Source organism: Gardnerella bivia (assembly GCF_049262715.1).
GTDB classification, from domain to species: Bacteria; Actinomycetota; Actinomycetes; order Actinomycetales; family Bifidobacteriaceae; genus Bifidobacterium; species Bifidobacterium vaginale_A.
On the sequence record NZ_CP058399.1, the window covers coordinates 458,174 to 484,861 of the forward strand.

Here is a 26,688-nt window from a genome sequence, read left to right on the forward strand (position 1 = left end):
GTATAAAACGAAATCAAATCAAAACTAGTCAAAACAAATCAAAACTAGTCAGACGCTAAGCAAATTTATCAAAAACTAAAAACTAAAAAAACTAGTCAAAACTAGAAATAGCCTGCTGATTATCGCAATAATTTTGCAAAATTCAGCAGGCTTTTATATTAAGCATCAATGTTAAGCGAACACTCCGCAATGTTTCTCAAAACTCACACAAACAAACTCACACAAACAAACTCACATATGCAAACTCACATAGGCTGAGATTGCTCTTGAGCCATATCTTCAAACTTAGAGTTAATTCCACGAAAAGCAAGTTTAAATGTGTCTGTAGGGCCGTTACGATGCTTTGCCATAATAATATCGGCCTCACCTGGGCGTTCTTCCTTATTATAAAAATCAGGACGGTGTACTAAAAACACAACGTCTGCATCCTGCTCAATAGACCCAGATTCGCGCAAATCTGAAAGTTGAGGTTTTTTATCATTTCTCATTTCAGGTCCACGATTCAGCTGACTTAACGCAACAACCGGCACTTCAAGCTCTTTTGCTAATAACTTTAACGCTCGAGAAAAATCAGAAACCTCTTGCTGGCGGCTTTCCACGCGCTTGCCAGAACTCATCAGCTGCAAGTAGTCAATTACAACTAATTTCAAATCATTAGTCTGCTTTAGACGACGACATTTTGCACGAATTTCCATTAAACTCATATTAGGACTATCGTCAATAAATAATGGCGAATCCTTCATCATATCCCAAAAACTATTAAGCTTTGCCCATCGATCAGAAGTAATTTCTTCAGGATGACGTAAAGCAGTTAACGGTATATTTGTTTCAGCAGCAATAATACGTTGAGCTAACTCAATTTTGCTCATTTCCAAAGAGAAAATAATAGATGTCATATTATGATGCAACGCAGCAGAACGAGCAAAATCGACTCCGAGCGTAGACTTACCCATAGCAGGCCTACCAGCTACAACAATCATCTGCCCAGGTTGCAAACCTTGAGTTACGTTATCGATATCTCTAAACCCTGTAGGAATACCGCTAGATATGCCATTAGTTTGAAGATCATCAATCTGATTTAACGTAGTTTCTAACACAGAACCGATAGACACATAATCTTGATGAACTCGCCCAGTACTCATCTCATATACTTCTGCCTGAGCAAGATTAACAATATCTTCAGCAACAGAACCATTCGCAGAATAACCCATTTGAGCTATTTTTGTACCTGCTGTAATTACGTTACGCAAAATAGCGTTTTGATGCACTATATTCGCATAATATGTGGCGTTTGCAGCAGTAGGAACTGAAGCGACTAAACTGTGCAAATAATCTGCACCGCCAACCTTTTCCAAATCACCATTTTTCAGTAGTTCGTTGGCAACAAGAACGGAATCCACAGGCTGAGATGCAGAAAAAAGAGTGATAATCGCATCATAAATAGTCTGATGTTGAGGAAGATAAAAATCAGAAGTTTCTAGATCTTGCGAAACTTCACCTATAGCATCTTTACTCATAAGCATGCCGCCGAGAACAGCCATTTCAGCATCTGCATCGTGCGGAGGAATACGATCAAATACATTACGATTATCTGAGGATGAAGAATCCTGACTCATACTACTAACATACCTCACAATGCTGTTATTGAAAGCGATAGACACTTATTCGCAATTTACATTGCATATAAAGATACTATGCATTACTTTTTATAAAAACGAGTATAAACGTGTGCAAGTATTACGCGCGAGAAGCAAGCTATACATTTATTGACAAATAAAGATGTCTGAAATGCATAACACAAATTCCTGAAAAATACAAATAGAAGAAAAATTGAAAAAAGTTATTCGCAAGTTATACACACTTTTATCCCCAATATGTGGATAACTTCATTAGATATCCACATAGAAACGCCCAATATGTGGATAACTTCATTTTTTATCCACATTACACACTCCGTGCGTGTCGAAAAATTAAAACATATAAGACTTCCAATTAAAAACATTGAAAAATAAAAGCCACCGACTTCAACAAGAAATCGATGGCTATAACTTAATCTAATTAGATCTTTTATGCGCTTTGGCTTATATTCCAGACTATTTGCGCTTTCGACGACGACTGCGCGTCGAGCTCTCAGAACCAGCCCCAGAACCAGAGTTATCCGAATTATTAGAGCTATCAGATCTATTCGCATCAGAATCACTCACAGAAGAATCAACATCTTCACTAACTTCGTCATGCTTATCTGAGCTATCATCTAACGAATCAAGATTTACTGAATCCACACTATTAGCTGAAGAATCAACAGACGAATCAACAGACGAATCAACAGACGGATCTTCATCTAATTTGTTAGCAAAGTCAGATTCAAATTCACCAGATTCCAATTCACCAGATTCTATTGCATCTTCATTTGCTTTATTAGCATCAATATTTAACTCACTGATATCAGAATCAAGCACAGAATCCACTTTAGATTGCTCAAGTTCCGTAGAAGAACTTTCAGATGAAACATCATCCACGTCCAAAGAAACAGGCGTTAAAACCGCCATTTGAGTTTTGCCTTGAGTAGCATCTGAAACTTCAACAACAGCACCAGAACGAGCTTGAACTATAGAAGAAAAATCATAAGCGCGCTCGCCTTGATCTGCCAAATCAACACCTTTACGTTCTTTAGCTTCAGATATACGCCAACCAAATAGTTTTTCCAAAGCAAAAGCCAGTACTGCCGTAATAACTCCAGCATATAAAATTACAATGCAAATTAAGCAAATTTGCGCAACAAGCTGATGCCAATCTCCAACAACAAGAAGACCTTTGCCATCAGCAAACAATCCGACTGCAAGCAAACCAATAATTGCAGCAACGCCATTAACACTAACTACATGCAAAGCACCATCATAACGAGCAAAAACATGCGAGTAGGAAACTAATGACGTTACAACACCAACTAACACACCAAGTAAAAGCGCCCATAAAGGAGCAATAACATTAGCAGATGCAGAACTTGCAGCAAGACCAGCCATAACGCCAGAAGCCGAACCTAAAGCTGTAAAGCGCCCAAAACGTAAACGCTCAGTAACTCCCCATGCAAGCATTGAAGCAGAAGCTGTAATAGTTGAACTAATCCAAGAATAAACTGCAGCTCCAGGAACTCCCATAGAAGAACCAATCATTAAGCCAAGCCAGCCAAACCAAATGATAAAAATTCCAAGCATAATAAAAGGAACATTGTGAGGCTGTCGCGCTCCAACTAAAGACTCTTCACTCATAGAATTAGCATCAGATAACGAACCTTCAGAAATATCTTTTGTAAAGCTATCATGGGCAGCATGATTGCCATTAGAACGAGCAACATCATTCCACAATGCTTGCTCTAATTTTCCTTTACTATGATTTTTACTATTTGCTTCACTCTTTGCAGCAGAACTTGCATGAGAAGAAACAGAAAATACACCTTTTGCGTGAAGAATAAAACGCTTCAAAGGGAACTTCGCATGACCGCCAATAATAAACACGATTGCTAAAGCTGAAACAGCAGCAGCTAAATTAAGAGTTGAACCACCAGCAAAATCATGGATAGAAACTCCTAAAGCTTGCGAAATAGCGCCCTTAGCAGAAAGCAAACCACCGCCATACACCATATGCATAAGAGGAGAGAATACTAGTGTAATCCAGACTGCCACAAATATAAGCCAAATCGCATAACGAACACGACCTGCGAGCGCTCCAGTAATCAAAGAAACAGCTACAATAGCACACGCCAATCTAAAAGCTGCAGGGAGTTCATTTGCAATACCAGAGCCAACATCCATAGATGTAAATATCCCACTGTCTGACACCATGGAATCACGGAATAGCAGACCGCTCATAGGATCTCCAAAAATCCCACCCAACATATCTTTTCCCGCAAACGCAAGTGACCAACCCCATAACGTCCATACAATAGTTGTTACAGCGACTGCTCCAGCAGAAAGCATCATCATGTTAATCATAGAAGTTGCTTTCTCGCGCCCTCCGTAGAAAAGCGCAATACCAGGAGTAATAATAAATACCAATGCTGCAGCCAATAACGCTAACTGCGGATCTATTGCGGTCATATATCACCTCAATTATTTGATTTTATGCAACTTACAATTTTGTATTTAACATCTATATTTATTGTACCCGTAAAACAAACAGACAACTAAAATCTGAACATATTCACATATTCATGCAATAGTAACTTTGTCAAATTTGTCAAATTCGCCAAATTCATTACATTCGCAATACTCGTTATAGTCAGCAAATGCGCTAAATCGCCATACGCGTACAAAAATCGTTAATTCACAAAAGTATGCTCATGAAAAAATTTTATACTTAAAGCTACATAACAACATAAATATTACGAAAGTATTCCGTCTACAAAACTTTCTGGTTCAAACGGAGCTAAATCATCCGGTCCTTCACCTAAACCAACGAGTTTTACAGGCACACCAAGTTCTTTTTGAACGGAAATCACAATTCCACCTTTAGCAGAACCATCAAGTTTAGTTAAAACTACACCTGTTATACCGATAGCTTCAGCAAATACTTTGGCTTGAGCCATTCCATTTTGACCAGTAGTTGCATCAAGGACAAGCAATACTTCATCAACAGGAACAGTCTTCTCTATAACTCTGCGAATCTTCCCAAGCTCATCCATCAAGTTTGACTTATTTTGCAAACGACCAGCAGTATCCACTATCAACACGTCAACATTAGATTTACTAGCTTGCTCAGCTGCATCAAAAGCTACGGAAGCAGGGTCAGCACCATCTTTATAAGAACGAACAACAGGTACATTAACAGCACTTGCCCAAGTTGAAAGCTGATCTGCAGCAGCAGCACGGAACGTATCTGCAGCAGCGAGAATTACGGAATGATTCTCAGACACAAATAAACGAGCCAACTTCCCAGCTGTCGTAGTTTTACCCGTGCCATTAACTCCAACCATCATGATTACACTCGGATGATTAGAATCTGATTTATCAACATTCAAACGCCGATCAGTTTTCTCACCTACAAGTTCTAAAAGCCTTGAACGCAAAGATGACCGCACGTCATCAGGATTCGAAACTCCGGTAATCCGCGCATCTTTTCGCAAAGATTCCACAAGTTCTTCACTTGCTTGAGCTCCAACATCTGCTAAAAGTAAAGTATCTTCAACTTCTTCCCAATCAGATTCTGCAATATGATCTTTACTTAAAATCGTAAATAACGCGCGTCCAAAAGGATTTTTACTATTTGAAAGCCTAGCGCGCAAACGCTGAATACGAGAAGAAAGAGATTGAGGAAGATCCTTAGGCTTTTCCTCTATTTCATCACTTTCATCACTCGCGTAAGCTATACCTGATTCGTCACTTTCTTGAGGTTCACTAGATGCATTTAGAGTTTGGTATACATTGGATACATTGGATACACTAGATACATTGGATTCCTCAGACACCTGAGATTCACTAGTTACATTGGATTCCTCAGCTACATCAGTTTCGCTGCTAGAATCAGTTTCTTCAGGTTCACTAGGTTCTTCAGATTCACTACTAGAGCTACATAAATCGGATTCAGGAATAGATTGCGATTCGATGCTATCACGAACACTCTTGTTACTCACATTCTTTTTATTCTTCGAATAAAGTACATAAATAACAAAAATTACAATAAAAAGTGCTACTAAAATTGCAGGAATTACAAATTCACTAGAAAAAAGTGCAAACAAACTAACCAAATTAAACATATATTAAGCATATGAAACTAGAAGTGCATAGACAACATAAAATAATAATTTTTTTATTACTTTTTCACATTATAAACAATAATTTACTATATTAAACATTTGCTTAAAACGAATCATTTTGAGATTAAACAAGACTTAAACAGGATTAAAACAAGACTCAAACAAGACTCAAAACTTCACCTAGTTAAATGAGTTTTCTAAAATTAACTACTTATATACACTTATACGCTTATATACACTTATTGCTTAAAATAATTCACAGCATTAAAACAGTAAGGAGAAAAAATGGATTTTTGCACGAGCGACTTCGAGAAGAACAACACCGCAAAAACATATGACACAGACGCGTCAAGCCAAGCAAACAAATTACAAATTCACGTATATGGAGCAGATTGGTGTGGAGATTGCATCAGAGCTAAAGCTGCTCTTAACAGATATGGCGCTGAATTTGTATGGCACGATATTGAATCTGAAGAAGGTGCAGAAGAAAAAGCAATAGAAATTAGTGGTCAAAAACATATTCCTGTAGTAACTTTTCCAGATAACTCGTTTATGATTGAACCATCTGCAATACAAATTAAAGAAAAATTGGATTCCCTAAAATAAATGAAATAAACACAAAAACAGTAATAATCAAAGATTAAGTTTATAAGTTATATGTATTTTCAAATCAACACGCGGAAATTTTCTACATTTACTTAGTCTTTCAAATATAGTATACTTTTCATTTGTTGCCCCTTTAGCTCAATTGGCAGAGCAGCGTCCTTTTAAGTCGTGGGTTGTGGGTTCGAGTCCCACAGGGGGCACTTTGTGGAATCTTAAGCAAACATTTCATCGTGTTTCGCTTAAGATTTTTTGCTTATAATCACAAGTTTCATGCTATTTCACGGGCTATTTCACATCAGAACTAATAAAATTCTGCTTCACACGATCAAGCAATTATAAACACTTGAACAACACTACACTGTGAGCACAAAACAGTAAGCAATACGCAAAACACTAATCAATACACAAAAACACGCATAATAAAAATATTGACTTGCAATACCTGACTAAATATTTATCTAAATACTTAGTCAAATCAATTGCAAGCCAATATTGTCTATAAAACTTTAATTATTACAATGGTTAATTATTACAATGGTTAATTATTTACTTACTAACCTACTAACCGATCCACTTATTACTTATTGCGCAAGTTATACCACCACAACATGCCAATAATTCCCAACAAGCCAATCAGCTCTAAGCAAAGATTAAACCATCCTATTTTTCCTACACCAATAATTGTTAGTACAACAAATACCAAATATAGGATTATTTTACCTGCAATAATTAGAGCATTTTTCAATTTCTCACTCATTTGATACCTCCCATATTTGAGGTTTCAAGCAAACGCTTTTGCACGATTGCATAGAATATAAGAACAGGAACCATCACAATAACCATGCCAGCATATAAACGACCATAATTCGTAGATGCCTTCTGAGTTTGCATAAGATTTAACAAACCAACCTGAACAGTACGATTCTTACCAGTCATCAAAGTCATAGCAATAATATAATCATTCCAATAGCTTAAGAAGTTGAACAACATAGACATTGCGATTGCAGGCTTTGCCATAGGGAAGAATACACGAACCATAATCTTAAATTGTGAAGCACCATCAATCATTGCAGCTTCTTCATAAGCTTTAGGGATTGACGCAAAGTAATCTTGCAAAAGGAATATTGTAAACGGCAAAGACATTACAGCGTATACAAGAGCCAACACAAATATGTTGTCTAAGAAAATACCCTCTGGCAAAAATTCCATAACAAGCTTATCTGCTCCAACAAGCATTAAGAATATAGGAACAATGATGTAATTCGCGTTAATAAACAATCCGCATTGGACAGCTATTTTTAGCAAACGCTTACCAGGAAAGTTAAATCTAGCTAAAGCATACGAACATGGTAATGCAATAATCAAAACTAATATCATCGCTAATACTGTTACGATTACCGAAGTACCAAAGTACTGTCCTAAATGAGCATCTACGAAAGCATCCACATAATTTTGCCAATGTATACTTTTTGGCAAATCCCAAGGGCTTCCATAAAATTCACTTTTATCTTTGAACGAAGCAATAAACACCCAAATAGTTGGTATAGCAATACTTAACGCAGCTATAGTTAAAACTATTTGCCCAACAATTCGACTAAATCCCCACTTACTACCATTACCGCGACTTGCACGACTAATAAAAGACTTCATAATCCACACCTTCTTTAATGCTGGAGCACTTCACTCTTCGTAACCATGTTCACAATCATCGATACAACAAAGCTAAACACGAAGATAACTACTCCAATTGCCATACCGTAACCGTATGCAGAATTGCTATATGCTTGCGAATACATATACCCAAGCAAAACTTGCGATGCGTTATCAGGACCGCCATTGGTCAAAGCCATCACAAGAACGAAGCTCAAATTAACAGAGCTTAAGATAAAGAACGTCAGCGTTGTACGCAAATTCTGCCAAATAAGAGGAATTGTAATCGAGAATAATTGCCTTGTTTTACTAGCGCCATCAATACGCGCAGCCTCGTATACTTGCGGATCAATTCCAGCCATTGAAGACATATACATAACCATGTAATAGCCTAATGACTGCCACAACATAGCGAATCCAATAGAATAAATTACAATCCTCTGATTACCTAACCATACTTGTTGCAAAGAATCCAAATGGAACAAGCCAAGCAAACCATTTAATAAGCCATATTTCTGATCATAAATTGATGAGAAGATAGCTGCTACAACTACGATTGAAAGAACTGCAGGCACATATAAGATAAAGCGTATAAGACTACTACCTATAATACGATTTTGCATAAGTATTGCCGCAAAAATAACAGCTAACGGCAACGTAATCGAAGTGACTACCACCAATAGCAAAACCGTATTTTGGAATACGTGTACAAAATTCATATCTGTAAAAAGTTTTTGGAAATTGGCAAAACCAACAAATTTTTTATCGTCAGAGTACCCACTCCACTTATATACAGACATTCGGAAAATATTTATTGCAGGTATAAAAATGAATATTAACAATAGAATTGCTGTAGGCAACGAGCACAAAAGACCAAACCGCGCGCGTTTTTTGTCCAAATCAGTGGTCACACCTTTTTTAGTCAAGCTCCCCAACGATTGCTTAAGACTTAACATCATACGTTCCTTTTTTGTAAAAAATAGATAAAACTTTACTACACATACTGACAAGCAATCACAACAACTTTGTTATCCTTTGTAAGTCACTATTTATAAAGTCTGAATAATCAACATTATAAACGCATGAATCTAATCAATTTTCAAGTAAAGGCGAGCACCCACAGCGGTAACTGCCGAGTGCCCGCCTTATACTAGGTGAATTAAATTCACATGCTTAAACGGACGAACTTACTACTTTGCAGCAGCATTCAAAGCATTACTTGTATCATTAATTTGATCAATCCACTGCTTCAAAGTCTTTTGCTTGGATGCAATAGAATCAACCGTGTTATACAAATCTTCCTTAATGTTCTTACCTTCTACAGAAGCTGTAGTAGAGAATGAACCGGAAACAGCCTTAACATTAGGCTCATTGTATGCATCATAGAAGAGCTTCATATCTTCACTGACCTTTTCTGGCATACCCTTAATTGGCTGTACAGCACCGGTCTTAACGAAGATATCAGCAGCCTTGTCGGAATACAAGAACGCCATGAACTTCTTAGCTTCTTCCTTATGCTTTGCCTTAGAAGGAATCCAAACAGCTTCAATAGTGGTATTGATATAACGAGTTGCATCCTTGCTTAAGGTTGGAACTGGAGCGAAGCCCCACTTGAATCCATCCATACGAGGAGCATCCTTCATCTCATTAACAATCCAAGTTCCATTTGGCATGAACAGTGACTTTCCATCCAAAATAGACTGCTGATTCTTAGTGAAATCTTGTGCATTTGCATAACCTACGGTATTTGGATTCAAGTACTCAGTAACAAGCTTGTTGGCAATAGAAAGTACTTTCTGTGCCTTATCTGTCTTCCAAACATCCTTCTTATAAGTCATAACATCCTTGAAGAAGTCTGGACCGCCAACATCAGCGATGAGAGCGTTGAAGAATGCATCAAAGTATCCAGCTGTAGGATATGTGAACAGCGAGATACCCTTTGCTTTAGCTTCGTCACCAAGCTTGAACATTTCATCCCAAGTTGTTGGAACTTTCCAACCATTCTTTTCAAGCAAAGCCTTGTTGTACACTAAGCCAGATGGCGAGTAATACATAGGCATAAGGTACGTATCAGAATTTCCATAAGGGTTTGTATACAAACCAATCACACCATCAACAAGCTTCTCTTTAACAGTTTTGCTTTCTCCAGGAACTTTGATATCCAGAACGTCATTCAACTTCTCAAGAGCCTTATCCTTTAACAAAGTTTCTGTTAATCCAGAAGTAGAACCTTGACCAAGCTCAACGATATCAGGATAATTTCCAGCCTTCATACCTGGAGTGATTTCGTCTTCAATCTTCTTAGAAGTGACTAAATCAATCTTTACATTTGGATTAAGCTTCTCATATTCCTTTACAACATCTTTGTAAATCTGAGAACCGTATCCGCCTTCAAAAGCAGCGAACTTAAGTGTTACTTTACCGTTGGCACCAGTTGAACTACCGCCACCGCAAGCACCAACACCAAGTAACATCGCGCCAGCGCCCAATGCTGCAACAAGACGCGTTAGTTTGTTAAAACAAGACATTCTTGTAACCTCCTATTTATGCCGAAACGGTCTAGCAACCTTGCTTCAACTGATCGACGTTTTGTTATGTGCTTCCTCACACATCTTTAATTGTACACTATGTTTCCAAAAAAACAAATAAAATTTTCAAAAGTTTTAATAATCTTTAATATAAGGGCAAAAATAAGCATTCATAAAGGATGCCATTCGCGTACTAAATACGAAAAATACAAGATGTTATTCACAGCTTATGTATCCAATTATAAAAACGTATATAGTGTTGACCTATACTAAATATGGACATTATAGAATTTCTAAAACTACATATACGAAAAATAGTACAATGGACTGCTCGTTGATTATGTAAGCAGCCCATTATGTTATAAATATTTTTGCAAAAACAAGTAATAAAAACTACTAGTATTTTTTGCAACACGCTTAGATAAAGTTTAACTAAGTTTTATATAAATTTTAGATGATAGTCAGCTAAGTTTTATATAAGATTCACGTGAAACTTAGCTAAGACACACCTAAAGCTACCTAAGATTTAGCTAAAGCTCACATAAAACGAACCTAATATTTAGCTAAAACAGGATAGCAAGATTTAAGAGCAAAATATTGACGAATATCAGTTATACGAACTCGCAATGATGCAGCATAAATCGCACTGAAGCGAATAATTCTGCGATACCCTACAGACTCAACTTCACTAACGCAATGTTCTACACCATCTACATCAGTAATACTAATCTTTACTTTTTCAATATGCTGACCTCTTCTTATATCTTCTTCAAGAACAAGAGCATCTATTATTAAAGGATTAGAAAATTCAATAAACAACCCTATTGGCTTATTACAACAAAAAACTTCTTCTTGATTGCGATTAAGTAAAGCTTGAAGATCACCTTCGTAATCTGTAGGATTTTCTACACTAATCTTTACTTCTTTACTATCGCGCAAAGCTCGTTTATTAAAATCAGAAATCTTCTGACCAAACTCTTGTAAAACTTTAACATCAACGTCAGCAATCAATCCATGAGAATTTGGCGGAACATTCAACAAAAGTGTAGAATTACCTCCTACCGACTTACACCATATATCGAATAGTTCGTCAGCACTACGAACAGTATCATCATCACTTTCGTGATAAAACCATCCTTTACGAATAGATGTATCAACTTCTGCAGGATACCAACATAATGATCCTTCATAAGAATCCAACACTTTTATAGAACCTAAATCCTCATCAGTAGAAGAAAACTGTCGAGAAAACTCACCATCATCAGCTTTTTGAGATTTTGACGCAACTGTTTCAGCACTGCGCAATTCAGTAGGCAACACACTCCACTCATTAGCTCTAGCATGACCAGCCTCATTACCACACCATCTAACATCTGGCCCGCAAACGCTAATAACAGCTTCAGGTTGAAGCGCGCGAATAGTGTCATAAATACGCTGCCAATCATAAGCCTGCGTTTTGCCATTTTCACCTTCACCACAAGCACCATCAAGCCAAACAGAGAAAATAGGTCCATAACTAGTTAATAACTCTACAAGCTGATTTATGTAAAAATCGTTATACGCTTTACCAGTTCCATATGATTTTTCAGTTCTATCCCATGGTGAAAGATATATTCCAAATTTCATATGATGTTTGCGAGCAGATTCACTAACTTCACGAACTATATCACCTTTACCATTCTTAAATGGAGAATACTGTAACGTATGTTTTGTATATGCAGATGGCCACAAGCAGAATCCGTCATGATGTTTGCATGTAAGTATCACTCCTGTCATTCCAGCAGATTTCAAAGCATCAAGCCACTGATCTACATTGATCTTATCTGGATTAAATAAAGATGGATCCTCATGACCTAATCCCCATTCTCGATTAGTCATAGTATTCATGCCAAAATGTATAAAACCATACATTTCCATGCTCTGCCAAGCAATCTGTCGCGCAGTAGGTTTCACGTTTGCAAGATAATTTTTATTCATAATTACACCATTCTTATTCACATCAACGCAACATTACATTGAATAACAAATTGTACATATGTTAGCAAAGAGTAAATAAAAGTACACATTTTTAATTTTCAACTTTGATAAATGATAATAAGGGGCAGAAGACTGCTATAAGAGCAAATCTTCCACCCCTAGTAATCGCAAACTGATATTACGAAATATCAATTATTCAGTTATATCAGTTGTATTGCTTATGTTTAGTTTGCGCGAAGCTTACGCAGAGCACACGCAACAGCAAACGCTAACAAGCTAACAACAAGAACGCTCAAAACATTCACGCCAGTGTTAGTGAGGTTGCGTTTGGCTCTCTTAGACTCACTATTATTCTTAACTTGTTTCTTAACAGTATTCTTAACAGTGATATTAGTCCAAGCGATCTGTTTACCAGTTTCATCAACCAACACAACAGTATGCTTACCCGAATAATCAGATGGGAACAAAGCGTTAAACTCAGGCTTACCATCAACCATTCGAACAGTCACATACTTAGAACCATCAGTACTCTTAAGCAAACGAGGATTAGAGTAAATATACGCATAAGCGTAAACCACTCCATCACTCTTAAGTTTTTCAATAAACTCGTTATCTGAAATATTCAATATAACTTTGTTTGCAACACCTGCAGTAGCAACATTATTGTTACCAACAGTAAGAGTATTCTTCAACTCAGGTTCAAGACTTTTAACAGAGGAAGGCGCTGGAGCTGCTGGAGCAGAAGCCGCAGGAGCTGGAGCTGGAACTGGTGCCGGTGCTGGAGCTGGAGCCGGTGCCGGTGCTGGAGCTGGAACTGGTGCAGGAGCCGGAGTTACAGGACCAGGCTTAGGAGTCACAGGACCAGGCTTAGGAGCTGGAGGCACTACTGGAGCTGGAGGCACTACTGGCACTGGAGTCTTAGGAGCAGTAAGACGCAACTCAGCTGCAGAAGCAAAGGTATTCGCAGGATTTCCAGCAGAAGTAAGAACTGTTATGCGAACTTTCTTAACATTCTGAATATCTTCACCAAAATCAGCTTTCTGCCAAGAACCACCAGTCTTAAACTCGCCAGACTTTTCGACTATCGTATTATCAGCTTTAGTAATAGTGATCTTATATGACTTAATCTTTCCGTTAACACCACCACCAGTACGTGGCAAATAACGCAAACCATTGATAGTCATAGGCTTATTTAGCGTAAACTCAAACCAAGCAGTACCATCTTTAACAGCATTGCCACCCCAGACAGTGTGCCACCAGGTGCCAGGATCATCGTCATTCGCTAATTCTGCTGGACCTTCATTATCAGATCGCGGTTGATAGCTTCCAACTTCTATGCTATAAGCATTGCGAGCAACATCGTACTTATCGCTTGCATTATCAACTGGAGCATTAGACATAAATGTATCTAGAACATCAAGCATATTTACAGCTTGAGCAAAATCGTCAGAAGTTGCATCGCTCTTCTCGATAATTGCATGAATACGACTTAGTTGTTCAGCATAAGATTTTTGCACTTGAGCAATAAATTTCTCACACTTAGCATCCCACTTTTGCTTAATAGCATCGTACTTAGCTTTAGCTTGCTCGCGCGTTACAGCGTCAAGCTTCTCTTCTCTAATCTTGAGGTTATCGAGTATGAAATCTCTATAACCGCCAAAATTAGCTTCATCATTACTAGTAACACCGCTAGGCAAAGTCGCGTCTTTATCAGTAGAATAAATTCCAAACCACGTATCGCCATTTGCTCCACCAATAACAGTGAACGTATGGTGCTTCGTAGTTCCTTCTGCTTTTTCAAGAGAATTGCTACTCAATACACTTCCGTTGAACTCTCCTTCACCTGTAACAACAGCATATGTGCCTTTGCTTCCAGCTTGATAATCAAATTCAACTGTGTATTTATGGCCTGGCTTGAACTCAAAGTTTTGCGGAATCGTTCGATATAGCAAATTATCTCTGCCAACTAAACCATTGACTTTAACAGACCAATCGCCACCCAATACGTCATCAACTTTCTTTACATCCCATCCATGTTGAGTAAATGGTGCATGCTTTTCAGAAAGATGAATACGATTATCTTCAACACCTTCTGTGCCACCGATAACAAACGGCCAAATACCTTGCGCATTATGCTCAAAGTCATTGTCAAGTCCAGTTACTTCGCCTTTGTTATTGAACTTCAAACCAGTGTATTCATTTTCAACAACGCGAACATCATCGAAATAAGTATCTCCTTCGCCACTATGCTCAAGTTCCAAAGTAGTTTCACCACTTGCTGGAGCAGTAAAGAACACATACATGTTCTGGAAATAGCTGCTGCCATCAACCGTTGAAGAATTAGTATTATGAGAGTAAGCCTTCACATAATTCTTTGCAATACTGCGCATAGTTTCATTAGTCGCTAATACTTTATCTCCAGATCGCACAGTCATACGCGCAGCAGCAGAAGATCGATTATCAACACCAACATACAATGCGTAATGTTTTCCAGGCTTCAAATCAGTAATCTTCTGACTTACTTTTACTTTCCCACTAAGCTTAAGCATTGGATTACTAAATTGACTCTTAGCAATACTTGCTTTGCCAGCACCAACAGAGTTCCAATTCTTGCTTAATGATTCTTCACCGCCATTGAAGCCAGCATCTACAACATGCATGCCTTCACTCCAAGTTACATTCAATCGTTTTGCGTCCACAGAACCTTTGTAAATAACATATGGAGTTTCAGCTTTAGCGTTCAAAGTAACTTTACCGTTAGCAACATTCACAACAGTTCGATCAGTCTTACCAAGATCTGTCAACTTGTAAACAGTAACGTTTTGAAGATTCTCCCAGCCCTTAGGCAAAATCCAAGTAGTTGAACCACCCTTGGTATTCCAGTGATAAAGCTTTTGATCACTATCTTTTACAAGCTTTCCAGAATTTACATCCCAAAGCCATGGCAAAAGATAAGATTCTGTACCACCTTGACCGCTATCACCAGCAGAAACAGCTCCAGATGCAACTATCTTGTCGTTTAATTTGATAGTGCGATTGCGATACTCACTCGACTTTGAATTATTAGATTCACGAGAGATAACAAGCTTATTGCCATGAGCATCAGCAAGATCAATTTGCTCATTACTGTTATTAGTCTTAGGATCGCGCACGGAAGAAGCATCTAATGGGCTATTTACCCAACGAACTACTTTGAAATGCTGAATAAACTTAGTAGACAAATCATGCGTAAATAGATTCCGAATGTAAGCATCGTAATCATTACGACCTTGCCAGCCTTCGAAATCCTTCATATTGTAGCCGCCAAGCAACGGAGCATTAGCTGCGCCTTTATAGCTCGGGAAGTCACCTACCCAGCTATCTTTTTGATGGTTACGAAGGAAGCGCATAACTTGAGAGTTTTCTCCCTTCATCGTAGAGTTACCGTAAGTTAAATCAGCAGCCCAATGTTGGAATGTTGAATCATATTCGTTTCCAGCACCCCATTCTGTAGTCATTCGCCATTTGTTGTCGTTAATCATCTTCGACATCTTGCGAGTTTCCCAAGAATCTTCAGCACCGCTTGTTTGATTACCCCAAACGTCAAGATAAATGAAGTCCATATTATCTTTGACTTCTTTTTTCAGATCCCCAAAGCGATTCTTTCGAGAGTTGGAAGCCAAATCATAAATACCATCTATGCCAATACCTTGATCAAGCCAATTCCAGCCGTAACGAAGACTTCCACTTTTACCATTACGACGCACCATCTGCTCGCTAAAGGCTTTAGCTTCCGGATACATTTCTGAAGCATTAACATGCACGCCGAAACGAGCGCCATACTTCTTACCTTTTTCCATTAAGGTGTTCATATCCGAAGCGCCGCCAGCACGCTTGTTGATATCACCATAATCTGGGTGACCAGAATCATGGCCTTCATTGCCGTAACCCTTTAAGAGCACAGACTGACCAAGACCATCGGTATTAAGAGCAACTTTCTTAACATTATCAAGAGTTGTAAGGAATGGATTTTGTGCTTGGCTACCAAAGTTCATAGCAATTCGCCAAGCAACTAATTCAGGAACTTCTTCACACTTGTAAGGATTGTTCATAATATCGCGGTAAGCAATAGCGCCATCCTGCCAAGTGATTACACCATCGTTATTTTCATCGCCACTAATAACTACAGCAGACTTTGGCATATCCGTTTCGCCAACAGTGTACTTATTTCCTTTGCTATCAGAAACAATGCGATGATAATACCAAGGAGCGCTTGTTAAGCCAAACTGCGTTCCTTTAGATTCTTGCTTTGCAGATGCAATTACTCGAGTATTCTTAGAACCACCTTCAATTCCAGAATAAGCAACAGTTCCATTATGTTCAGAATTACTCCACAAACCAGCGCTTAGCTGATTATTAGAAACAAAGCCATACGTGTAATCGCCATTGTCTTTAAGAGTATACCCATCTGTAATTGCAAAAGTTTTATCTCCAGGAATCTGCGTATTTGACGACATACGAGCTCCTGTAAATGTAGCTCCTTCTTGAGAGCTGTTTACAGAAACTAGATTATTCTCAGGGAAGTAAAGCGTTTGAACTGGATTTTGTTCACCAGCTTTATTTTCAATCTTTGTAACATCAAAACGTAGCTGATTTTTCTCAACAGTTATTGTAACGCTAATTTTTGCATCAATATTATGACCTTCATCTTTAACGCTAAGAACATATTGAGCTTTAGTGTCGTTTACTTTCGTAAACTGAACATCTGAATCCTTTAACTTAACATTTGTACCGTTAATAGAAACAGTATGAATATTATTACTCTGAGCATCCATTACATGATTCTCAAGCTTTTTCATAGTGTAATAAGATACAGCAGGGAAATTCTTATGGAGCACAACGTCCATATCTTCAGTTTGCAATTTTTCAGTTTCAAATACTGAAGACTTTTTCAAAGTTATATTATTTAATTTAACATCTAAGCCATCGAGTTTAATCTCTTGCTTGAATTCATCATAGCCAGCTGCAACAATAGACAGCTTGTGTTTACCAAGCTCTAAACCAGAGAATTCAAATGCGCCATCGCTTTTAGTGCGAATAATTTTATCGTCTAATTGAACTCTTGCATCGCTGATTGCAGAAGAATTATCCCCAATGACTTTTCCGGAAATCTTATATGTTTGGCTAGGAGCATCTGGATCTTTAATTTCAACATCAGTTAGCTCACTCGACCAAGCACCAGCTTTCATAGCGAGTTTTTTAGAAAGATTATTTTTAATGCCGCTATAGTCAACAGTGAATGCAATTTGTTTATTAACAAGGAGAATAGCTTTACCTTCAGCCCAGTGAATGTTTATCTCAGTTTTCTCACCAGCTTTTGGAGCAGGTAATCTATTACCTTTAAACCAATCGCCGTTGCCGTTAGAATACGTCTGCCAGAACCATCCGCCAGAATCAAAACCTATAAATAAGCCATTTCCAGGATCTTTATAACCAAGATAGAATCCAAATCTATTCTTAGTTCCATCTTCTTTAGTTCTAATAGTTGTAGCAAAATTACCGGAATCTGCAAAATTGTATTCCTTATTGTTAATAGCTACAGCAGGGTATTTACTAGGGTTATTAGCAGCGTTACCATTCTTATCACTAGCTTTGAAGTGATACCACCCAGAATCCTTTTCTAAAACTTCGCCGCCTTTTTTCGTTTGAGGGTCTAATGACCACGCTAAAGCGGTTTGAGGTGTTTCAGAACTTGCAACAACCGCTTGCGAAGCAACAGAGTCATTAGCCCATGCAGGAATAGCAAAAGCAAAACTACCTGCCAACGGCATTATTGACAGTGTAGCTGCTACTGTGCCAGCCACCAATCGTTTCATACTTTTCCTTTTCTCAACTGTGAGAATTTTTGGGGATTAACCCAAATCTTGAACTCAAACTAACTTATAACTTTGCGCGCTCACCGCTGGGCGCGCTGTAATGACCAATAAAATATGACGAATATCAAAAATAGAAAAACCAATTATCTACTCGGAACTAACACCTCCTTTTGCTTTCTTGTATACACAACTAGCGCGCTACATTACGCTCTAAATCGAGTACACGAAACAGTGTAAAAGTAATTATATACCTAGTTTGCAAAAAGTAAAACGAAAATTAGTAATTATTTATATATATAGGAGGCATAGGTTTATTTTTCCTTGAAATATCAAGCATATTAAAATGATGCCCCCCCCCCCGTGAAAAAATAGTTATATCTGTTTTATTTACAATTTTTTGTAGAAAAACCAACATTTAACTATTATTTAATTGATACTACAAATATCCAATTCTTGTGTCACGTGACTTTACATTTTATAGCAATAAAAATATCTATTATATTCCCTTAAAATAAGGGCTTACACTAGTTGAAAATGCTTATCCTTTATGCTAATCTTACGAATCGTAAATTTATTTTACAAAAGCATGACAAATAATATAGTTAGCTTGACAACGCTGTTTTTAAAGCTAACCGTATCAAATAATCACGCTTAAAAGTTGCAATGCAGCAACTCGCAAAAAGGAAGAATATGAAAAACTCTATATGCAACAAGCGCCACGCTTACCGCATAAAAGCAATAATGGCAAGCTGCGTAACAATAGGATTGCTTGGCACATTCTTACAATCAACGAACGCAATCGCAAGCGAAATAATAAACCAAAAATCACCTGAAGAATCAACAATTCAAGCTTCAGCAGATTCGTCATTACAAACATGGCAAAATGAAAAAATAACGAATATGCAAGCTCGTAGCTACATAGCGGCATTACAACCACAAGGCTACGGTGACTTTGGAGAAAAATTCGAATCTACTGATGTAAACGATGGAACTGACGCAAAAATGGGATTGATAACATTCGACCTTTCTCATTACAGCAAAGCTCCAAAAAATGCACGCATCAGTCTCACATATTTAGGTACAGCAGGTCCAGCGAAACACAATGGAACCGATACTGTAAAAATCACTGCCGTTGACGACACTCAATGCACAAATAATGCAAGTTCTTGTTCAACATCTGAAGCAACATGGGCAAATAGACCACGATTTGATTCTTCAGATGGAAGAATTGTAATAGAATCCGCACCTTTTGAACTAAAAGAGCTACAATACAAAGACAATATGTCTGTGACATCTAGCGAAAACGTTCAACTAGATGTAACAAAAATAGTGCGTGATCAATTTGCTAAAAACAACAAGAAAATAACTTTTGCGCTTGGCGAAAGTAAGCATATTGACGTTCGATTTGCAAGCACAGAGTCAATCTCTCAGCTTAAAGGAATAACACAGTCCATGCAGCCAAATATGACTATTACACCTTCTCCAGAAGACTACACTCTCAGCGTAACTCTTCCTACAAAAACACACTACAAGCAAGGAGAAAAGCTAAATCTTGACGGATTAGAAGTTAGAAGAGTTAAAACTTCAGATCAAACTTCTAAAATACTTAGCAAAAATGACTACGAAATAATTGGCGCCGGCTTTGACGCGAATGATATTGGCGCGCATGAGATTACAATAATCGATAAAAATTACCCACAATCGCATATAAGCTTCAATATTTACACAACATATTCAAACGATAATCAAGATAAAAACACTGAACTTATATCAAAAAATGATGATCGCTTATGGTACAAACAGCCAGCGTCACAAACAAAGCTCTACCATGGGGAAGGCAGAGTTTCACAAGAAACAAACCTCTGGCAACAAACTACACTACCAGTTGGAAATGGTCGCATTGGCGGAAGTATCTACGGTGAAGTAGGTAAAGAAAGAATTACTTTTAACGAAGAAACTTTATGGACAGGCGGCCCAGGTTCGCACGGAACTTACATCGGTGGAAACGATGAATCAAAAGGTAAAAATGGCAAAACTCTACGCGATTTAAACAAACAGCTTGAAAATGGCGCACAAACAGTTAATCCAAGCTCATTAACAGGCGGATTTGACTCGCTACAGCAAGGAGCATACCAGAATTTTGGAAATATTTTTGTGGATTATGGATTTGAGAATAATACGTCATACAAAAATTACGAACGTGATTTGAACATATCTCAAGCGATAGCAAATGTAAAATTCACGCGCTCAAACACTGTGTATACAAGACAATATTTCGCATCACACTCAAATAATGTATTAGTTTCCCGTTTCAACGCTAGTGGCGAAAATAAGCTTAATCTGACTATTTCTTTCAACCCTAATAATGGATACAGTAAAAAAGATTCTTCTGTTAGCGCAAAAGGCGACACTATTATCGTTAAAGGCAGATTGGGAAATAACGGTCTTATTTACAACGCTCAAGCGAAAGTAGTTGTTGATTCCGGAACTATAAAAACAAGCAATGACGGTAAGCTAATTGTTTCCGGCGCAAATACTGTAACTATGTACACTTCAGCTGCAACAGATTACAAACAAGAGTATCCAAATTATCGCACTAAGGAAACTCCTGAACAAGTTGATTTAAGAGTGCATAACGCTGTGCAACTTGCAGCGAATAAAGGATTTGCCGAAATCAAGAAAGATCATATTAAGGATTATCAATCGTTCTATAATCGCTTAACTCTTAATATAAACAATCAAAAAAATAGCAAAGAATTCGGAACAATTCCTACAGATAAACTACTGGAAGCATATTCCAACAACATTGCAACTAAAGAGCAAAAAAGCGAATTAGAAGCCTTAATATACCAATATGGAAGATATTTAGCAATCGGATCTTCTCGCGAAGATAGCCAATTACCTGCAAATTTGCAAGGAATATGGTCGAGTTCTGCAATAGATAGTTCTCACAATACAGTTATTCCTTGGGGATCTGACTTCCATATGAACGTAAATTTGCAAATGAATTATTGGCCAACATATTCAGGTAATTTAGCTGAACTTTCTAAACCGCTAATAACTTATATCAAAGGCCTTGTTAAGCCAGGAAGACTAACTGCAAAAATTTACGCTGGAGCAGAAACCAAGAACGAAAACACTCCTATTGGTGACGGCGAAGGATTCATGGCACACACTGAAAACACTCCATACGGGTGGACTACGCCAGGCGAAGCTTTCTCATGGGGATGGAGCCCTGCAGCAGTACCTTGGATTTTGCAAAACGTGTATGACGCTTATGCATACAGCGGAAATCTTAATCAACTTAAAAACGACATATATCCTCTATTGAAAGAGGAATCGCATTTGTACTTGAACTACATGCTTCACAAATCTTCTCACAAAGCAAGCGATGGTAGTTTTAGACTCACAACAGGCGTTGCATATTCACCTGAACATGGGCCTGAAGGCACAGATGGAAACACGTACGAAAGTTCCCTAGTATGGCAGATGCTTAAAGACACAATTGACGCAGCTAATGCATTAAACGTAGATAAAGATTTAGTTGGAAATCTTGACGGTTGCTCTCCAGATAACTGGAAAAAGAATGATGACGGATCTTTTGTAAATGCTAATGCAAATCGCTCATGGTCATGCGCAAAAAGCCTACTGAAACCTATTGAAATTGGCAAGAGTGGTCAAATCAAAGAATGGTATAACGAAGGGGAAATTGGTAAGACTGAGGATGGAAGAAATATACCTGGATATCAAAATAATCACAGGCATATGTCACACATGCTCGGATTATTCCCTGGAGATCTTATAACAATTGACAACTCCCAATATATGCAAGCAGCCAAAAAGTCTATGACTTTGCGCGGAGATGACGCAACAGGCTGGGGAGTTGGACAAAGAATCAACTCTTGGGCTCGCACAGGAGATGGAAACCACGCTTATCGTCTTATTGAAAATCAAATTAGAAATGCGATGTATGCAAATCTTTTCGACGTTCACCCACCTTTCCAGATAGACGGTAATTTTGGAAATACTTCAGGTGTTAATGAGATGCTTATGCAATCAAACTCGACTTTCATTGACACTAACGGAAAATCTTATTCACGCTATGTAAATATTCTTCCTGCATTACCAGATGCTTGGGAAAATGGTAGCGTTAAAGGCTTAATTGCACGAGGAAACTTCCAAATTGATATTGCATGGTCTAATGGAAAAGCAGATTTAGTTTCCATAGTTTCACGCAATGGCGGTACTGTTGCAATAAAAATCACGAAGAGCAGTAGCGATATTGATAAGCTAGAAGTTCGTGAAATTGATTCAAAGAATGCTGACTCAATTTCACAAGGAACGAAAATTCCTTCCAAGATTGTTACTAACAAAAATGGAGAAAAACTTATAGTATTTTCTACCCTTAAAGGCAAAAAATATACAATTTCTAAAGGAAACGATGGTAAAAGAACTGAGCCTGTGACTCCTGCTCCTGAGCCTGGTCCTGTAACGCCTGAGCCACCTGCTCCGATTGTTCCTGCGCCAGCACCTCAACCACCAGCTCCAGCTCCAGTAGTACCACCAGCTCCAGCTCCGGTTGTTCCAGCTCCAGCTCCGGTTGTTCCAACGCCAACTCCAACTCCTGCTCCAGATAAGACTCCGGCTCCTGTTGCTCCTGCGGCTTCTGCTCCAGCAGCTCCAGCGCCTAAGTCTGTTAAAAGTCTTGAACCTGAGTTGAAGAATACTCTTACTGTTGGTAACAATAATGTTGCTACTGCAGGTGTTGCAAACAAAGTTATATTGAATATTTCAGATAACGAGTTTATTGAAAAACTTAAGAGCGATGGAGTGGTTTACGCTTATGCGTATATTTACTCTAATCCTCGTTTGCTTAAGAGTGCTGATGGTTCTAAGTATGTGACTGTTCGAATGGTTGATGGTAAGCCTGAGTTTGATGCTTTGTTCCCATCTGATTATTCGGGTAAGCATACTGTTGTGTTGGTTGATGAAACTGGTAAACAGATTGCTTGGACTAATATCACTGTTAAGAACACTGTTAAGAAACAAGTTAAGAATAATAGTGAGTCTAAGAGAGCCAAACGCAACCTCACTAACACTGGCGTGAATGTTGCAATTATGACATTATGCGCAACATTTATTTGCCTAATAGCTATAGGAATAAAAGCTTTACGATTAAAACAAAATCTATAAGCAAATATAAGCAAATATATAAAGAATATGGCGTAGTGCTTGGTTACAAAACATTACGCCATATTTATTTTTCATAAAATTATTTCAAAAACACACAAATATAGATTTCACATTATAAGCAAATTTCAACTTGCCCACACACTCGCATCTTGATCATCTTCATCAGGATTATAAGCAGCTTTAGAATACGTGTATTCGTCATCAACTACACCCGAATCAGCATCCGCGTTAATAGCAGCAAGAACGCCTTTATCTATCTTGTATTGTGGCAACACATTTTTGATGTAACTTGTTACAGCATCTTGCATAGAAACGTCATGCCCAACTCGTTCTGCCATAAACCAACGATGATCCAGCACTTCATGGAAGAATTGAGCAGGCTGGATTTGTGAACGAAACTCAGGCGGAATCATGCGAACTGTTGGCTCAAAAACTTCACGCATCCAATCAGTCGCAACAATTTCCAGTTCTTCTCCTTGCCTCCAAGTAGAAGTTCTGTAAGCATCTAAATCATTAAGCAAACGACGAGCTTGATTTTCTTGCACATCTAAGCCAGTCAATCGCAAAAGTTTACGAGATGCGTATCCTGCATCCACAACACGAGGACGAACTAATACACGTCTACCGTCTTCAGACGTTTTCATCTCAAGCTCATCAACATCGAAGCCTAATTCATTCAAACGATTAACACGTCTTTCAATACGCCACATTTCATCAGGACTAAATTTATCAACGTCCGTAAGCGTGCTCCAAAGAGAATGATACCTATCTACTAAACGATTTCCAATGCTAATTTCATCAACTTCCCCAGGCAACAACTGTCCGGAGCTCAAATCCATTAACTCACCAATAATATTTGTACGAGCTAAATCAATATCATATTCTCGTTGACCCGGAGTCAAACTACTGTGCAAGTCACCAGTTTCAGCATCAACCAAGAATGCAGAAAAAGCATCTGCATCTCTCAAGAACAAAACGTTAGAAAGTGAAACATCGCCCCAATAAAAGCCTGAAAGATGCAAACGAACCATCAAAACAGCGAGCGCATCAATAAGTCTTTCTGCAGTATCTGGACGCAAAGTTCTTGCAAACAGAGCGCGGTATGGAAGAGAAAACTTTAAGTGTCTTGTAACAAGCATTGCCTCAAGTGGTTCACCATTAGAATCTCTACGACCTGCAACCACAGCAATAGGCGTTACGGTTGGCAATTCAAGTTTACGTAAACGGCGGAGAAGCTCATATTCTCTTTCTGCTACTTGTCTTGTTATTTCCTTCATCGCGTAAACTTCATCGCCTACGTGCACAAATCTTACAACGTGTCTAGATATACCTCGAGGAAGATTTACAAATAAATCTTTTGGCCATTGAGAAAGCGGAAGTTCCCAAGGCAACATAAACATTCTAGGATTTGACACTGCAGAAGTAATTTTTAACGCTGAAGGCTCGCGTCTTGTAGGCTCTTCATCTTGAGCCGAAACCGAGGTTGCTTGAGCAGCACGCGGATCAATATAAGCAGCTTCGTTCCATTCCATATTGTCTAATCTACCCGTCAGTGTGAATGATAATGATACTTTATTTTGATTATTTACCAATAATCAACACAACTGCAATAATTTTCTAATGCTTAATATGATTTGCAAAGAAAATATCACTCTAAGAAGTGATGCGAAATGCGGGGTAGCGTTATGCAAACCCCGCATTAATCGCATTACATCAAACCGTGCAAGTTATGAGAATAACAATTAGTTCAAGCGCAACTCAGTAGATGGTGCAAACAAATGCATCTTTGCTGGGTCAATCTTAATCTTGACTGTATCTCCAACCTTTGGAAGAGCACGAGGATTAACGCGAATAGTCGTGAGCTTATTCTGATCAGACATCATCGTAGCTGCTTCAGCAGCAGATCCGTCAGTTACAATGTTTCCATAAATGTAGCCATCAGAACCGAGATCTTCAACGTTTACAACATTCAAGGAGAATGCGTTTGGATCATCGAATGTAGCCAAGCTTGCATCTTCTGGGCGGAAGCCAACTATAATTTGATTATTATCTTCCGGAGTAAGCTTTGCAACAGCTTCTTGAGGCAAAATAATTGAATCTTCACCAATTTGAGCACGACCATTAAGTACTGGATGCTGATTGAGATTCATAGATGGAGAGCCAATGAATCCTGCAACGAACACGTTTGCTGGACGATCATAAAGTTCTGTTGGAGCACCAACCTGCTGCAAAACACCAAGCTTAATAACAGCAATACGATCACCCATAGTTAAAGCTTCAGTCTGATCGTGCGTCACGTAAAGAGTAGTGACATTGAGCTGGCGCTGCAATGCGGCAATCTGGGTACGAGTCTGAACGCGAAGCTTTGCATCAAGGTTAGAAAGAGGTTCGTCCATAAGGAAGACCTTTGGATTACGAACAATTGCACGACCCATTGCAACACGCTGACGCTGACCACCAGACAAAGCCTTTGGCTTACGATCCAAATACTCAGTCAAATCCAAAACTTGAGCAGCTTTATGAACTCGCTTCTCAATTTCTTCTGCAGGTACACCAGCAATCTTCAACGCAAAGCCCATGTTCTGCTTAACGGTCATATGTGGGTACAATGCATAATTCTGGAAGACCATTGCAATATCGCGATCCTTTGGCTGCATTGTAGTCACATCTCGACCGCCAATAAGAATACGACCGCGGTTGACTTCTTCAAGACCAGCCAACATTCGCAAAGTAGTAGACTTACCGCAACCAGATGGACCAACGAGCACAAGGAACTCGCCATCCTTAATAGTCATGTTCAAATCATCAACCGATGGCTTATCATTGCCCGGGTAAATGCGAGTCACATGATCAAATACAACTTCTGCCATGATATGTTCCTTTCATCGGCAGGTACGTGCCGAACGATCCGTTGTGAAGGGTGTGCACTCACAAGTCCGTTTCCGACTTCGGCTGGACTTACACGCACACATTACTTATCTGGTCCATTGAAGGTTCTCTTCGTTGAGCCATAATCAAATATAACATGCTTTCACTAACAAAACACTAAATCTGCAATTAGCTTTCATCGGCGTGTCGTCAGCAATGCATAGAAAGGCAAAAAAATCAATACACTAACTACGCTTAA

The 26,688-nt window shown here is 38.5% G+C and carries 11 protein-coding genes, 1 tRNA gene and 2 pseudogenes; 3 read left to right on the forward strand and 11 right to left on the reverse strand.

Annotated elements, in window-relative coordinates:
- Nucleotides 1-245 precede the first annotated feature (245 nt).
- The 3 genes and pseudogenes from dnaB to ftsY all read right to left on the reverse strand — a co-directional run.
- Nucleotides 246-1,616 (reverse strand): replicative DNA helicase, encoded by a 1,371-nt coding sequence (gene dnaB, locus HXT27_RS02100; RefSeq protein ID WP_075523919.1) that lies wholly within the window; start codon nucleotides 1,614-1,616, stop codon nucleotides 246-248.
- Between the two features lie 896 nt (nucleotides 1,617-2,512).
- Nucleotides 2,513-4,097: pseudogene (locus tag HXT27_RS02105) on the reverse strand (ammonium transporter); the annotation flags it as partial.
- Nucleotides 4,098-4,381: 284 nt separating this feature from the next.
- Nucleotides 4,382-5,302, reverse strand: a pseudogene (gene ftsY / locus HXT27_RS02110) (signal recognition particle-docking protein FtsY); the annotation flags it as partial.
- 822 nt (nucleotides 5,303-6,124) lie between these two features.
- Between ftsY and HXT27_RS02115 the strand changes: the two are divergent.
- Both HXT27_RS02115 and HXT27_RS02120 read left to right on the forward strand, forming a co-directional pair.
- Entirely contained in the window at nucleotides 6,125-6,358 is a 234-nt protein-coding gene (locus tag HXT27_RS02115) for a glutaredoxin domain-containing protein (protein ID WP_233186149.1), read from the forward strand.
- Nucleotides 6,359-6,485: 127 nt separating this feature from the next.
- Nucleotides 6,486-6,558: transfer RNA gene (locus HXT27_RS02120), tRNA-Lys, on the forward strand.
- 377 nt (nucleotides 6,559-6,935) lie between these two features.
- Here HXT27_RS02120 and HXT27_RS02125 read toward each other — a convergent pair.
- The 6 genes from HXT27_RS02125 to HXT27_RS02150 form a co-directional block, all read right to left on the reverse strand.
- A complete protein-coding gene (locus tag HXT27_RS02125) occupies nucleotides 6,936-7,115 on the reverse strand; it encodes a DUF6903 family protein (RefSeq protein ID WP_075523920.1) in 180 nt (59 codons plus the stop codon).
- Complete coding sequence (locus tag HXT27_RS02130) at nucleotides 7,112-8,008, reverse strand: carbohydrate ABC transporter permease (RefSeq protein ID WP_082266310.1); 897 nt, start codon at nucleotides 8,006-8,008, stop codon at nucleotides 7,112-7,114. The genes HXT27_RS02125 and HXT27_RS02130 overlap by 4 nt, the downstream gene beginning before the upstream one ends.
- Nucleotides 8,009-8,022: 14 nt before the next feature.
- Nucleotides 8,023-8,808: a carbohydrate ABC transporter permease gene (locus tag HXT27_RS02135; protein WP_233186136.1), complete on the reverse strand. Its 786-nt coding sequence runs from the start codon at nucleotides 8,806-8,808 to the stop codon at nucleotides 8,023-8,025.
- Nucleotides 8,809-9,198: 390 nt separating this feature from the next.
- Nucleotides 9,199-10,536, reverse strand: a complete 1,338-nt coding sequence (locus HXT27_RS02140) for a carbohydrate ABC transporter substrate-binding protein (protein ID WP_075523921.1) — start codon at nucleotides 10,534-10,536, stop codon at nucleotides 9,199-9,201.
- 552 nt (nucleotides 10,537-11,088) lie between these two features.
- Nucleotides 11,089-12,513 (reverse strand): alpha-L-fucosidase, encoded by a 1,425-nt coding sequence (locus HXT27_RS02145; protein ID WP_075523922.1) that lies wholly within the window; start codon nucleotides 12,511-12,513, stop codon nucleotides 11,089-11,091.
- Nucleotides 12,514-12,737: 224 nt separating this feature from the next.
- Complete coding sequence (locus HXT27_RS02150; protein WP_369803157.1) at nucleotides 12,738-18,368, reverse strand: endo-alpha-N-acetylgalactosaminidase family protein; 5,631 nt, start codon at nucleotides 18,366-18,368, stop codon at nucleotides 12,738-12,740.
- 690 nt (nucleotides 18,369-19,058) lie between these two features.
- Between HXT27_RS02150 and HXT27_RS02155 the strand changes: the two genes are divergently transcribed.
- On the forward strand, nucleotides 19,059-23,561 hold the full coding sequence (locus tag HXT27_RS02155; RefSeq protein ID WP_158245141.1) for a glycoside hydrolase family 95 protein: 4,503 nt from the start codon (nucleotides 19,059-19,061) through the stop codon (nucleotides 23,559-23,561).
- Between the two features lie 125 nt (nucleotides 23,562-23,686).
- Here the strand turns inward: HXT27_RS02155 and HXT27_RS02160 are convergent, their stop codons facing one another.
- A complete protein-coding gene (locus tag HXT27_RS02160) occupies nucleotides 23,687-25,093 on the reverse strand; it encodes a DUF4032 domain-containing protein (protein ID WP_103043355.1) in 1,407 nt (468 codons plus the stop codon).
- A gap of 210 nt (nucleotides 25,094-25,303) precedes the next feature.
- Complete coding sequence (locus HXT27_RS02165) at nucleotides 25,304-26,431, reverse strand: ABC transporter ATP-binding protein (RefSeq protein ID WP_075523593.1); 1,128 nt, start codon at nucleotides 26,429-26,431, stop codon at nucleotides 25,304-25,306.
- Nucleotides 26,432-26,688 lie beyond the last annotated feature (257 nt).

Bases quoted from the DNA above. Each gene is read 5' to 3' on its own strand.
- dnaB (WP_075523919.1), bottom strand. From the start codon at position 1,616: ATGAGTCAGGATTCTTCATCCTCAGATAATCGTAATGTATTTGATCGT.
- HXT27_RS02125 (WP_075523920.1), bottom strand. From the start codon at position 7,115: ATGAGTGAGAAATTGAAAAATGCTCTAATTATTGCAGGTAAAATAATC.
- HXT27_RS02130 (WP_082266310.1), bottom strand. From the start codon at position 8,008: ATGAAGTCTTTTATTAGTCGTGCAAGTCGCGGTAATGGTAGTAAGTGG.
- HXT27_RS02135 (WP_233186136.1), bottom strand. From the start codon at position 8,808: ATGTCTGTATATAAGTGGAGTGGGTACTCTGACGATAAAAAATTTGTT.
- HXT27_RS02140 (WP_075523921.1), bottom strand. From the start codon at position 10,536: ATGTCTTGTTTTAACAAACTAACGCGTCTTGTTGCAGCATTGGGCGCT.
- HXT27_RS02145 (WP_075523922.1), bottom strand. From the start codon at position 12,513: ATGAATAAAAATTATCTTGCAAACGTGAAACCTACTGCGCGACAGATT.
- HXT27_RS02150 (WP_369803157.1), bottom strand. From the start codon at position 18,368: ATGAAACGATTGGTGGCTGGCACAGTAGCAGCTACACTGTCAATAATG.
- HXT27_RS02155 (WP_158245141.1), top strand. From the start codon at position 19,059: ATGAAAAACTCTATATGCAACAAGCGCCACGCTTACCGCATAAAAGCA.
- HXT27_RS02160 (WP_103043355.1), bottom strand. From the start codon at position 25,093: ATGGAATGGAACGAAGCTGCTTATATTGATCCGCGTGCTGCTCAAGCA.
- HXT27_RS02165 (WP_075523593.1), bottom strand. From the start codon at position 26,431: ATGGCAGAAGTTGTATTTGATCATGTGACTCGCATTTACCCGGGCAAT.